The sequence below is a fragment of the Paenibacillus anaericanus genome (genome assembly GCF_003994475.1).
Lineage (GTDB): Bacteria > Bacillota > Bacilli > Paenibacillales > Paenibacillaceae > Fontibacillus > Fontibacillus anaericanus.
In genome coordinates this window covers 1-13075 of the sequence record NZ_RZNY01000011.1, presented here as the reverse complement: position 1 = coordinate 13075, position 13075 = coordinate 1, and the positions used below count along the sequence as shown (strand labels likewise).

11 protein-coding genes are annotated in these 13075 nt (G+C 44.2%); all 11 read left to right on the top strand.

Features of this window, described 5'->3' with window-relative positions:
- Positions 1-34 precede the first annotated feature (34 nt).
- The gene (locus tag EJP82_RS14035) at positions 35-661 is read left to right on the top strand and encodes a type 1 glutamine amidotransferase family protein (protein WP_127192697.1); all 627 of its coding nucleotides are present in this window, start codon (positions 35-37) and stop codon (positions 659-661) included.
- Between the two features lie 153 nt (positions 662-814).
- Positions 815-1387 (top strand): DUF305 domain-containing protein, encoded by a 573-nt coding sequence (locus tag EJP82_RS14030; RefSeq protein WP_127192696.1) that lies wholly within the window; start codon positions 815-817, stop codon positions 1385-1387.
- Positions 1388-1784: 397 nt separating this feature from the next.
- The gene (locus EJP82_RS14025; protein WP_127192695.1) at positions 1785-4034 is read left to right on the top strand and encodes an ATP-binding cassette domain-containing protein; all 2250 of its coding nucleotides are present in this window, start codon (positions 1785-1787) and stop codon (positions 4032-4034) included.
- A gap of 79 nt (positions 4035-4113) precedes the next feature.
- Positions 4114-4500 carry a hypothetical protein gene (locus EJP82_RS14020; RefSeq protein WP_127192694.1) on the top strand — a complete coding sequence of 129 codons (387 nt, stop codon included), beginning with the start codon at positions 4114-4116 and terminating at the stop codon, positions 4498-4500.
- A 391-nt stretch (positions 4501-4891) separates the two neighbouring features.
- Positions 4892-6193: a hemolysin family protein gene (locus tag EJP82_RS14015; protein WP_127192693.1), complete on the top strand. Its 1302-nt coding sequence runs from the start codon at positions 4892-4894 to the stop codon at positions 6191-6193.
- Between the two features lie 232 nt (positions 6194-6425).
- Positions 6426-7232 (top strand): phosphotransferase, encoded by an 807-nt coding sequence (locus EJP82_RS14010; protein WP_127192692.1) that lies wholly within the window; start codon positions 6426-6428, stop codon positions 7230-7232.
- A gap of 185 nt (positions 7233-7417) precedes the next feature.
- Positions 7418-8104 (top strand): response regulator transcription factor, encoded by a 687-nt coding sequence (locus EJP82_RS14005; RefSeq protein ID WP_127192866.1) that lies wholly within the window; start codon positions 7418-7420, stop codon positions 8102-8104.
- Positions 8105-9640 (top strand): sensor histidine kinase, encoded by a 1536-nt coding sequence (locus EJP82_RS14000; protein WP_127192691.1) that lies wholly within the window; start codon positions 8105-8107, stop codon positions 9638-9640.
- 207 nt (positions 9641-9847) lie between these two features.
- A complete protein-coding gene (locus tag EJP82_RS13995) occupies positions 9848-10984 on the top strand; it encodes a TolB family protein (RefSeq protein WP_246054140.1) in 1137 nt (378 codons plus the stop codon).
- A gap of 1 nt (position 10985) precedes the next feature.
- The gene (locus tag EJP82_RS13990; protein ID WP_170220188.1) at positions 10986-11708 is read left to right on the top strand and encodes a stalk domain-containing protein; all 723 of its coding nucleotides are present in this window, start codon (positions 10986-10988) and stop codon (positions 11706-11708) included.
- A 290-nt stretch (positions 11709-11998) separates the two neighbouring features.
- Entirely contained in the window at positions 11999-12913 is a 915-nt protein-coding gene (locus EJP82_RS13985) for a poly(ethylene terephthalate) hydrolase family protein (protein ID WP_127192689.1), read from the top strand.
- Positions 12914-13075: the final 162 nt, after the last annotated feature.

Genomic DNA, 13075 nt, shown 5'->3' with positions numbered 1-13075 from the left:
ACTTGATGAATTGAAAAATAAGGAGAACTTGCAGATGAATAACAAGGTATATCTATATGTGTTTGACACGATGGCAGATTGGGAAATAGGCTATTTAACTGCCGAACTAAACTCGGGAAGATATTTTAAAAAGGGGCTATCCCCATCAAAAATTGTTACTGTGGGTATTGAAAAGAGCCCTGTAACTACAATGGGCGGGTTGAAAATATTGCCTGACATCATACTAGATGAGTGCAACATTGAAACCAATGATGCATTGATTTTACCGGGTGGAGAGACGTGGACAGAAACCATTCACCAACCCATCTTAAAATTCGCCGAGCGGTGCTTAAAAGAAGATATTTTGGTTGCAGCTATTTGTGGCGCTACAATGGGACTGGCCCAGATAGGATTGCTCAATTCACGCCTGCATACTAGCAATGATCTGGAATACCTTAAAATGGTCTGTCCCACGTACACGGGCGAAAAGTATTACAAAATGGAGTCTGCTGTCACCGATGGAAAAATGATCACGGCGTCTGGTGTAGCTCCGTTAGAATTTTCAGTACACGTCTTGAAAGCTCTAGGTGTGTTATCACCAAAAACATTAGATGCCTGGTATAGTCTTAATAAAACTCATGAATCGAAATATTTCTTCGAGTTAATGGATTCAATTCATTAAGCAATCAGGTGCTAGAAATGAAGATCAAGGCTGTCACTTTGACAGTCTTTTTTATGTTACTAACGGTGCAAGTCGAAACCGATAGCTCAACAAATCCTAGGAGCATACCCATAGCACTTCTCATACACTATCCAAAAAGGAGTTAAAAACCTAATGGTTAGAAGCTACAAACTAAGCAATGTGACACAAGCTTACCTGAATACTTACTATTATATCCTCAACACCATGATTAGAAGGATGACCAGTGTACAGCTTACGCATAGTATCTCAGAAAACTTTATTCAGCAGATGATTCCCCATCATCTAGCAGCGATTGAGATGTCTAAGAATATACTAAAGTACACAACAAATCTTGAAGTACAGAGTATCACTACAAATATTATTTCAGCCCAAACCAAAAGTATCTCTAATATGCAATCTATCCAGTCTAAATGTAGAATGCTGACGAATAAAGATTTCGAACAATCTAATTATATGAGAAGATTCGAGAAGATAGCGCAAACGATGTTTTATGAAATGGGATCAGTTCATGTAACCAATGGTGTAAATGCCAATTTTGTACGCGAAATGATTCCTCACCATGAGGGTGCTGTAAGAATGTCAAATAACGCACTGCAGTTTAATATCTGCCCAGAACTCAAACCTATTCTTTATTCAATCATAACTACCCAATGCGAGGGTATACAACAATTGAAACACCTGCTTAAACATCTCGATAATTGCTAATATAACCGTATCCCTAAAAGCAATGACGGATTATTCAGATCTAAGCTAATCTTATATATGAGCAATTGCTTCCGGAATATCCGGCTCTAAGCTATTGCTCTATTTGAATTGTAAGAGGTTATTACTCCGATTGTGCCCATTATTGGGGAGACTAGTACACATGTGAACTTTAATAAAGATGTTGACTCGACACCAAATGGCGTCCTATGATGAAAGTCACACTAAATTAAAATGATATCGAATTAAGAAATCACACGCGAGGGTGTTATGTCCGCAAAGTCGCATACTTTAAGAACATTGTGAAATTAACGGTTGCCCCTAGGTAATAATATTTAGGAGAGGGCCCAGTTTGAAAAGGTGTTGGAACAATAACCGTATGAGTAAAGGAAGATATCTAATGACCCAAGAATATATTGAAATCCGTGGCGCACGGGAGAATAACCTTAAGAATGTATCTTTACGCATTCCGAAGCGCAAAATCACTATTTTTACTGGCGTATCCGGTTCTGGCAAATCATCGATCGTTTTCGATACCATCGCTGCCGAATCCCAGCGTCTACTGAACGAAAACTTTACCATGTTCGTCCGCACCTTTCTACCGCGTGTACCGCAGCCGGATGCTGACGCGATCGAAAACCTGAGTATGGCCGTGATCGTCGATCAGAAGCGCTTAGGCGGCGGTGCTCATTCGACCATGGGTACGATTACAGATATCTCACCCATTCTCCGTCTTCTCTTCTCCCGCGTGGGTAAGCCACACATTGGACAAGCGAACATGTTCTCCTTTAACGATCCGCAAGGTATGTGTCCCGATTGCAACGGGATCGGTCGCAGTCTAGGCGTAGACATGAGTAAAGCGATAGATATGTCAAAGTCGCTGAATGAAGGGGCAATCATGCTGCCGGACGCTGCGGTGAACAGCATGGATTGGACCATGACTGTGCAGGCCGGTTCCTATGATACCGACAAGAAACTGAGCGATTTTTCCGAAGAGGAGCTAGAAGAACTGCTGTATGGCAAAGCAAAAAAAGTGGGGACGCAGTTCGGCGGGAAGACCATCAATATTACAGTGGAAGGCTTCATCGAAAAGTTTACCAACAAGTTCATCAAGCGTGATGTCAAAACGATGTCGGAGCGCACCCAGAAAAAGGTGGAGCCGTTTATCATCGAAGGACCCTGCCACCTTTGCCACGGTGCTCGCCTCAGCCAAGCGACTCTGAGCTGTAAAATCAACGGTAACAATATTGCTGAGCTCTCTTCCATGGAGGTTGGCCAGTTGATCGGGGTAATAAAGGATATTCAAGATCCAGTAGCAGCGCCTATAGTTAAAGCATTGACGGACAGACTGCAGCACTTGGTTGATATTGGTTTGGATTATCTAAGTCTTGACCGTGAAACTGACACTTTATCCGGTGGAGAATCCCAGCGTGTCAAAATGGTCAAACATCTAAGTGGCAGCCTTGTGGATGTAGTCTACATTTTTGATGAACCGAGCGTTGGTTTGCATCCTCGTGATGTACATCGCCTTAATGAATTACTACAAAAACTACGCGATAAAGGCAATACGGTTATTGTCGTGGAACATGACCCCGATGTGATACAAGTAGCCGATCATATCGTCGATGTCGGTCCTTATGCCGGGAGCCGTGGCGGCACTATTATGTATGAAGGTAGCTTTTCTGGCCTGCTAGAGTCAGATACTCTGACGGGCAATCATATGAAGCAAGCGATGCCGATTAAGGAGCATTTTCGAGCGGCCACGGGTAAACTATCCGTCGTGAACGCTAGTCTGCATAACTTGAACAATGTTAGCGTCGATATTCCAACGGGAGTATTAACTATAGTGACAGGCGTAGCTGGTTCCGGAAAAAGCACATTAATCAACGATGTGTTCTTGCAAAAGCATCCCGATGCGATTGTGATCGACCAGTCTGCTGTCGGTGTCTCGACTCGTTCGAATCCGGCTACCTATACGGGCATCATGGACGATGTGCGCAAGGCCTTTGCATCCGCCAACAAAGTGAACGCCGGCTTGTTCAGCTTTAATTCCAAGGGTGCTTGTGAAAATTGTCAGGGCCTAGGTGCTGTTTATACCGATGTTGCTTTTTTGGATAGTGTAAAAACAACCTGCGAAGTATGCGGCGGCAAACGCTTCAAAGAAGAGGTACTCGCTTACAAGTTGAACGGGAAATCAATAGCCGATGTGCTGGAGATGACCATTGAACAAGCACTCGCTTTCTTTGATATTAAAGAAGTTGTGCGCAAGCTTCAGGCCATGAGTGACGTGGGACTGAATTATTTGACACTCGGTCAGCCGCTCAGCACACTATCAGGCGGTGAGTGCCAACGCATCAAGCTGGCTAGCGAACTGCATAAACAGGGAAGTATTTACGTCATGGACGAACCGACGACCGGACTTCATATGTCGGATATCACTCATTTGCTGGATATCATGAATCGTCTGGTAGATGCCGGAAATACAGTTATCGTGATCGAGCATAACCTGGATGTCATCAGAAACGCCGATTGGATCATAGATATGGGGCCCGAAGGCGGTAAAAATGGTGGTAAAGTCATCTTCGAAGGCACACCCAAACAACTTCTAAGCGCAGAACATTCACTTACAGGCAAGTATTTAAGTAGATGAATGATATCCGTCGCTAATGATGATTCATTCGAAACTATTTCATAGAAGTTGTCGTCATAGTATGACGAGGTGATATTTAATGACGAAAATACGTGCCTTCCTCTTAATGTTAGTTTTAGTGATGGCTACGATTTTTACTGGATGTGCAAAGACAACAACTGAGTCTTTACCTGATTTAGTTGGTTCCATTAAGGTAGTAAATATAGACTCAGATACAACAATAACTTATACTTTTAAAAATCAAAGCGATAAAAAAGTTACTGTTATTGGAGGAGCGAGTTATAAGCTGCTAATGAATGACCAACTCGCGGAAGAAGGCGGAGTTCCAATTAAAGACTACATCGAATTGGAGCCTGGAAAAGAGTACACCGATACAAAAACGTTTTCGAATTTAGAGCCTGGCTCATATACCATATATGTGGATTGGGACAAAACGATAGTATCTGCTAAATTTGATCGAAGTTAAAGAAAATAACCGAGGAAATCAAGTTTAAACCCACTGATCAGAAATGAATCAGTGGGTTTTTGTAACTGTAAGAGAACAAGAACCTATAGAACCTATACCTAATGGAATCCGTGCTAGGGGCAGCTCTCTTATTTGGTGTACTTAGACCAGGTATAGTGGCTACATAATCAGAATTAGTATCCTTCATTTCATATCGCAAATGCTTTCTTCAAATGGGCTTAGATGTTCATCGACATCTTTTATAAAAATGACCTTTTAATTTGAAATTAGTTATAATGATTAGTTATATTATTATTTAGAGAAGATTAATAATGTGCATAATATGTACAATTATGTGGAATTTGTTGTCATCTTGTTGTCATCTTGTTGTCATCTTAGGAGGAGACTTATATTGGCGTTTAATATCATCATTTTGATTGTTCTCATCTTGGTAAATGCTTTTTTTGCTGCATCCGAAATTGCTTTAATTTCAATTAATGAAAATAAGATAAGAATTATGGCGAAGCAGGGTAATCGGAAAGCAATTATCATTGATAAATTAGTGTCCGAACCAAGTGGATTTTTGGCCACTATTCAAATTGGGATCACTTTAGCAGGGTTTTTAGCCAGTGCCTTTGCAGCAGACAGTTTTTCCAACGTGTTGGTGGATTATTTACTCTCACTGGGTGTAACGATTTCTCCTGATCTGTTGGACACCTTGTCCGTAATCGTGATTACACTAATATTGTCTTACTTTACGTTGGTATTTGGCGAGTTGGTGCCCAAACGTCTGGCTATGCAGAAGGCAGAACCAATTGCGATGATCGTAGCCATTCCGCTAAATGTATTATCTATTGCTGTTTCTCCTTTTGTGAAGTTTTTGACTGCATCTACTAATCTAACGGTTCGACTATTCGGTGTTGATCCAAATGCTGAAGAGGAAGAAGCCTCGGAAGAGGAGATCCGTATGATGGTTGATGCTGGCTTGGAGAGAGGTACAATACAGAAAAGTGAACGGATGATCATCCATAATCTTTTTGATTTTGATAATAAAACAGCTTCTGACTTGATGACACACCGTGTAGATATGATTGCGATTCATTCTGGTATTCAGCGAGCTGAAGCCATCAATCTTGTCGCTTCTGAGCAGTACACTAGATTTCCTGTATATGAAAAAGGGATCGATGACATCATTGGGATTCTGCACGCCAAGGATCTGATTAGATATATCGTGTCTAACAAACAAGAAGAATGGGATATCAAATCGGTCATACGGACTCCTTATTTTGTAATTGAATCAAAAAAAGCAGATGAGCTTCTGGAGGAACTTCAACAAAACAGGGTACATATGGCGGTAGTCCTAGATGAATACGGGGGGACTGCTGGTATCGTTACCATGGAAGATTTGATTGAAGAGATCGTTGGACTTATTTTTGATGAACATGATGAAGATGAAGCTGAATATGTGCAGGTGGATGAACGGACCTATGTGTTCTCAGGTACTTTCCACTTAGATGAATTGAAGAATATTTTATTAATTGACTTTCCTGAAGATGACTACGACACTTTAAGTGGTTTTGTCATCGGGACACTTGGCCGTATTCCAACAAAACAGGAACGATCAGAATTCGAGTACAACGGTTATCAGTTTAGAGTGGAGGAAGTAGGTAAACAGCGAATCCGCAAAATACGTGTAACGAAAAATATAAACTGACACAAATAAAAGGAGGCTGCCATTTTATGCAGCTCGATAGTGGAATAGCGGTTGCTTCGGCAACCTTTTTTTGTTTAACTAACTGGCAGTTAACTTCAACAAACAATAGTGAATTTATGGTACATTTATTTTCTAATGGGCAGTGCTTGTTTAATTGAACGGATGATATTTAAAGGGAACGATCGTGGTGGTGGATCGTGAGAAATACCTTTATGAAATGGAGGGACGTATTATGAGTGAAATAGAAGAAGTGCTACCAGGCGGGAATGTTAACAAGGTTGTGCGAGTAGGCGATACCATTCGCCGAAGTGCTACCAACAATTCGTATGTAAATGATCTTTTGCTTCATTTGGAAAAAAGCGGGTTCTGCAACGCCCCGCGTTTTCTCGGCAAGGATGAACAGGGGCGCGAAATGTTTACTTTTATCCCAGGTGAGGTTCCTGGAAATGATTATCCGGATATATCACCTTACATATGGTCGGATGCTTCGCTTATAGAAATAGCGAAATTACAGAGGAAATTCCACGATGCAACACGAGGGTTTGCTTCCGAAGCAATACCAAAAAACGCTTATCCAGATCCAGCAATAAATGAAGTCGTTTGTCATAACGACGCGGCGCCGTATAATATTGTCTTTAAAGACCAGTATCCAATGGCGCTCATCGATTTTGACATGGCAAGTCCCGGCCCTCGTATTTGGGATATCGCGTATACACTTTACACAACCGTTCCGCTTGCCAGTTTCGAGCCAGCTCCACCCGATGCGGCGACTGTGTCCTATAGTCCCGATCTACATGCTGGAAATCGGCGGCGTCGGATTGCTCTGTTTTTCGAAAATTATGGTATGGAAGCCCCGGATAATCTAAAGCAGTGGGTTATTGAGCGCCTTCAAGCTTTGTGTGCAACGCTTTCTCAAGGCGCAGCTAATGGAGAGGAAGCTTTTGTGAAAATGATTGAAGAAGGTCATTTATCTCATTATGAGCAGGAAATTAAGTTTTTGACTTTGAATTTTGACGATTGGACTATATATCAAGATTAATATACAGTGAGCAATTATTAACTAACTGGACACGATAGTTTAATAACAAGAGGGCTACCGAGTGGTAGCCTTTTTTATACTAATGAACGGGCAGGTTCAAGTCTGGTTCGTGGAGATTAAGGGTCGTGCAACCGTTTCTTCTTGTTTGGTATAATACATGGTACAAAGCATGCAAGGAGATGTTCATGATCAAAATACTTGTGGTAGATGATGAGAGCAGCATCCGGGCGGCTGTAGCTTATGCGCTACGTAGGGAAGGGTATGAGGTCGAGATGGCTGCGGACGGCAAGGAAGCGCTGGACAAGGTGGAGACGTTTCAGCCCACAGTGATGGTGCTCGATGTCATGATGCCGCGTCTAAGCGGTTATGACGTATGCCGCAAGCTGGATGGTCGGCCGCGACCAGCGATTCTGTTACTGACTGTCAAAGACGATATTGTCGATAAAGTGTTAGGATTAGAGCTAGGCGCTGACGATTACATGACCAAGCCCTTTGATATGCGGGAGCTGCTGGCCAGAGTCAAGGCACTATCACGCCGGGGAGATTATGTCCAACAAATGAAACAGGAGCAGCAAGATGTGCTGAGACTGGGAGAATTGTCCGCAGAGCTATTCAGCCGCGAGGTTTATATTCAAGGCGAACGGCTGGATTTAACGCCGAAGGAATTTGATCTAATGGTATTGCTGATGCGCAATCCGGGGCGGGTCTATTCACGGGAAGCTCTGCTGGAGAAAGTGTGGGATATGGGTTTTACGGGTGGCACCCGAACGGTGGACATTCATGTGCAGCGGCTGCGCAAAAAGTTGGGTAATCACCACGGACTCATTCAAACTGTTTACGGCATTGGTTATAAAAGTACGGGGTCACCATAGATGGGCGGCAAATTTCGGCTGGGCCTGAAGGGGAAAATGTCGTTGTTACTCGCCCTGCTGCTCGTGTTTATCGTAACCTGCCTGAGCGTGCTTGTACTGAGTGGCATCCGGGAGAACCAGCGGACGATGCTGGAGCAATCTTTTACCCGACAGGCAGAAGCGGCCAATCTGCGCGTGCGGGAGGAATACTTGACCGGAAGTAGAATTCCGTCGGATCAATTTATGATGCAGACGGGTCAACGGCTGGCCGTGGATTTGGGCGCACTGAGCGCTATGGCAGTAACTCTGTATACGGTGGATGGCTCATTTGCCGGCACCTCGCTACCGTTTCAACCTCGTGCCGATGTGCAGGATGCTCTGCAATTTACGGCTCAGGGCCAGTCGGCATACATTACCGAAGGGGATCAGCTGTTGTTCCTTGCTCCCCTGTACAATGCCGAGCAGCGGCTGGGCACGGTCCAGTTTCATGCTTCGCTCGCCGAGCAAAATACTTTTTACGCCCGAATTCGCCAGTTGTTTCTTCTTGCCGGTGCCACCGTGCTGGGTGTCGGTTTCCTTATCGGTTACTTGTATGTCCTCCGGCAGGTCAATGTCATTGACCGGTTGAACAGAGCGGCATTACAAATTGGTCAAGGCGATTATCTATCAGCTCCTTCGGTAGTCAGAAAGGATGAGCTAGGCGAGCTTGCACAAGGAATCTATGAGATGAGCATCAGCATTTCCACGTCTGTCGGTGCTCTGTATGGAGAAAAGCAAAAGCTCCTTGAAACGGTGGAGCGGCTACGAGAATTGGAGCAGCAGCAAAAGCAGTTCATCGGCAATATCAGCCATGAGTTGAAGACACCGTTAACCTCGATTATTGCTTACGCCGACCTGTTGACGATGTACAGCGATGATCCTACCTTGCTGGACGATGCCGGAAGACGCATCCATGCGGAGGCACAGAGACTGTACAGTCTTGTGGAGAAGGCACTACAATTGTCAGCGATGGACGTTTACGAGTTTGAGACACAGGCGGAGGCGGTTTCGCTATATCCCTTACTGGAGGAAGCTGTTGCCCGGCTGCAAGGGAAAGCGGACAGCTGCAGGGTTACGATTCATACTTCGCTTGTTGAAGGTGAAGTGTGGGCCGATCCTGAGAACGTGATGCACATCATGCTCAATTTGCTGGACAATGCGATCAAATATAACCGTCCAGGCGGGCAAGTTCACCTACTGAACTACATCGCGGAGTCAGCAGACGGAGCACTCCGGATGATCATAGAGGTTGCCGATACAGGAATCGGTATCCCGAAGGAAGCCATATCCCGAATTTTCGATCCGTTCTATACGGTCAGTAGAGACCGGTCAAGAGCTAGCGGCGGAACTGGACTTGGGTTAGCCTTAGTTCACAATCTGATCAAGAAGCAAGGCGGAACTGTACAGCTTGTAGAGACAGGACCTGACGGGTCACGTCTCAGGGTGGAGCTACTACTACATGCCTTTAATACGGAATGGACAACATATAAACCAAATGATATAGCCCGGAATGAGTGATCATCCGGGCTTTTCGCCGCGATTAAGACAATGCCGACTTTCTGAGTTGTTTACAAGTTCGTTACAAGCCGGATATGCTTATGCAATATTGTCTCTCTATAATAAAGGCCATGGGAAGCTTTGAACAACCGCGGCCCGGGTCAGAATAATTTTTGTGAGCAGGAGGTCCTGATGAACAAAGGGAAATACATCGCCGGTCTAATTGCCATGGCCTTGCTATCTACTGGTATCTTATTCGGCTGTGATGCAGAACAGGAAGGTAGTAAACAGGTGCGTAGCACGCCGGATACAACTGACCAATCCGGTTCTGAGGCGACAGGAGGAAAACGTGAACTGACAGTAGTCAAAGAGAGAAAACCGCCTGCTGAGCAGGGAATTGCCGTGCAACGCATACACCAGATGAATGGCGCTAATATCGAGAAATGGTTCTCGGACTACGAACTGGAGATCCAAGTCACCACGGTAGAGAAACAGGCCACCGCGACGGAGGAAGCGCAATTTAGCTACCATAGGTTTCTAGTTAATTTGGAAACTGGTGAGCGGCTGAGCACCGAGGAACAGACAGGAGCGGATCAGGGAGAAGTCATCAAATCTTATCTATCGCCGGATGGGAAATACAGCTTCATTCAGACCTGGAAGGACAAATATAAGGCCGTGAACGAGATCAAAAATATGGCTACAGGGGAGCGGCATAAGGTCGTGTTCGACAATTATATGGAAGTAGGTAGCTGGATTAATAATGACTTCTATGTTCTTGCCGCCGGCTCGATGAAGGACCGGGGCGAGATATGGAACATATCTGTGGATGGTACCCGGAAGAAGATTGAGCTTCAGGATCCTGATGTAGAGAACTTCACCGAATTTGCTGCGGGCAACGGGAAGATTTATTACACCGATGCCAAGGGTCGTATGAAGAGCTTCACCCCAACACAATCCCGGCCAACTCTGCTCGCAAAGGATGTCTCCACTTTGAGTCTGTCGCCTAACAGTCAGCGGATTGCCGTCTCCACCTCAAGAAGCGGCGGGCAGGAAGACTCGCGCCTACTCATCTACGATACGGGTGGTCATGTACAAGGTTTGTTGATCGGCAAGGGCGATTTACTGTCCCATCAGTCATGGTCCCCCGACTCCTCCAAGCTGGCCTTCGCGGTTTATACCGAGGATCAGGGTGGCATGAATGGGATCTATATCTTTGATACAATCTCCGGCAAGGTATCACCGCTAGGGTTATCGTACTATCCGGTATACCCGCTGAGCTGGAACCCTTCGGGCACGAGGTTGGGCATTACCGTGGACGATAAAGAAAAGCTAATCGTTACGCATGTTGTGGATTTCAAAAAATGATATGGTTCAAAAAAAGGAGAGATTCGTTGTGAAAAAAACACTATTGACCGCCATCGTATTGGGAATGACTTTATCGGGAGCCGCCGGCGTGTATGCTGGAAGCAAACTGGAGAAGATCAATGCTTATCTGAATCACGGCATTACCTTCATCGTAAATGGTGCGGATCAGTCTTTGACAGACAGTAACGGCAAAAAGCTGGTGCCGATCACCTATCAGAATACGACGTATTTGCCGGTGCGGGTCATTTCTAACCTGGCTGGTATTGATGTAGAGTTCGATGCAGCTAGCCAGCAGATTCGGCTGGAGACGGAACATGATGGCGAAAGCAGTGCAAATGAATGGACGACCATCAATTACAGTGAAGCACAGATCAAGGCCATTAAAGAGGCATACGCCAAGTTTGAATCCTTTGAGACGGCCTATGCTCCACAGCAAATGGCCAAAAATGACAATTACGTTAAAGCAGCAGCTACGGGCGATGGAGTCAATCTGATCTATAAGCATATGACAGTGAATGTGTCGCCACGGGATTATTCCACCGGGTATATATCCAAGGAGGTTAAGCTGTCTAACGGTGTTAGCGCGAAGTGGTATACGCCTTCCGAAACGCCGTTGCTGGGTTTCCAACTGAACGACCGGACGGTGACGATCAGCTCCCCTGACGGTTCCCTAAGCAGCAGTCAAATTGAACAGGTCGCTGTTAGCGTAGCTGAAATGAAGTAAGGAGTAGAGCAATCGAAACAGTATATAGACGACAAGAACATATAAACATTGAAAGTCGCTTAAATAGCGGCTTTTTTTGTTATAAGTAAAATTTTTCGGAACCGCTGAATCTGCTAGAAAAAAGCATATCGGCGGGTATGAACGTACACTACCAGGAACCCAAACATGATTTCAATATAGCATCATGTATAATGAAACATAACTACATCTTTCACGTATATCCCTTTAGTTTCATATTTTATAAGAGAAAACGATAGAGAAACCTATAGACTATCGTAGAGGTCACGTGTATGTCGGTTTTGAAAAAACGAAAGTGGATTTTTTGGTTGTCAGCTTTAGTCCTTATCGTTGCAGTTCCAATAACAATTTTCATGCAAATAATCATTCATTCTAATGTACCAGAACTTGCAGAAGGGAGCATTGAGCAGCGGTATGCACAGCAAGGAAGCTATCAAGTAAAGGTAGAAGAAATTAAGAATACAAGCGGAGAGGCTTTATTTAGAATATACTACCCAGCATTTCAAGGAGACGAATCCTATCCTATTATTTCTTGGGGAAATGGAACAGATGCCACGCCAGATCGTTATGATGAGCTCTTAACTCATCTTACTAGCTGGGGATTCATTGTAATAGATTCCTATAGCAAGACAACAGGAACAGGCAAAGAAATTGTGGAGGCTATTGATTATTTGAGAAATGAAAACCAACTAGCAAACAGCTTATTTTATCAAAAAATACAAATGGAACATATTGGTGTAGCTGGACATTCTCAAGGGTCTACTGGGGTTATTAATGCTCATACCAACTATGTAAGTGGATCGTTGATTAAGACGGTTGTATCCATCGCTCTTCCAAATTTGAAGCATTGTGATCCAGAAGACGTGTACGATACAGCACGTATTACCGTTCCTTTCCTCATTATGGGCGGTACACGAGATTTTCTAATCTCACCGGTATCAACGAATCAATTAGCTTTGCATAGTACTAACGCAAGCACGCCTGTTATGATGGGGATGGCAAAAGGTGCAGCTCATACAGCGATTGAAGGAAATGGCGGCAATCATAGAGGTTACTTGACGGCTTGGTTGAGATATCAGCTGCTTGATGATCGGGAAGCCATGAAGGCATTTTATGGGGATTCTTCGGAAATGATGCATAATCCAAATTGGATGGACGTTATACAAGCAAATATGGATGAAAAGTAATTCGTGCATCAATAACAAAGAAACAGCATGTTTGCCGTTTTTACTGTTAGCATAATCATGTCCTGCGGCCTTTCAGTAGTCGGGACACGATAGTTTAATAACAAAAGGGCTACCGAATGGTCAATGTCATTAAGTTAAAGCATAGGTCCAAAAATTAAGAAA

Bases quoted from the DNA above. Each gene is read 5' to 3' on its own strand.
- EJP82_RS13995 (WP_246054140.1), top strand. From the start codon at position 9,848: ATGGCCTTGCTATCTACTGGTATCTTATTCGGCTGTGATGCAGAACAG.
- EJP82_RS14000 (WP_127192691.1), top strand. From the start codon at position 8,105: ATGGGCGGCAAATTTCGGCTGGGCCTGAAGGGGAAAATGTCGTTGTTA.
- EJP82_RS13985 (WP_127192689.1), top strand. From the start codon at position 11,999: ATGTCGGTTTTGAAAAAACGAAAGTGGATTTTTTGGTTGTCAGCTTTA.
- EJP82_RS14005 (WP_127192866.1), top strand. From the start codon at position 7,418: ATGATCAAAATACTTGTGGTAGATGATGAGAGCAGCATCCGGGCGGCT.
- EJP82_RS14010 (WP_127192692.1), top strand. From the start codon at position 6,426: ATGAGTGAAATAGAAGAAGTGCTACCAGGCGGGAATGTTAACAAGGTT.
- EJP82_RS14030 (WP_127192696.1), top strand. From the start codon at position 815: ATGGTTAGAAGCTACAAACTAAGCAATGTGACACAAGCTTACCTGAAT.
- EJP82_RS14025 (WP_127192695.1), top strand. From the start codon at position 1,785: ATGACCCAAGAATATATTGAAATCCGTGGCGCACGGGAGAATAACCTT.
- EJP82_RS14035 (WP_127192697.1), top strand. From the start codon at position 35: ATGAATAACAAGGTATATCTATATGTGTTTGACACGATGGCAGATTGG.
- EJP82_RS13990 (WP_170220188.1), top strand. From the start codon at position 10,986: ATGGTTCAAAAAAAGGAGAGATTCGTTGTGAAAAAAACACTATTGACC.
- EJP82_RS14020 (WP_127192694.1), top strand. From the start codon at position 4,114: ATGACGAAAATACGTGCCTTCCTCTTAATGTTAGTTTTAGTGATGGCT.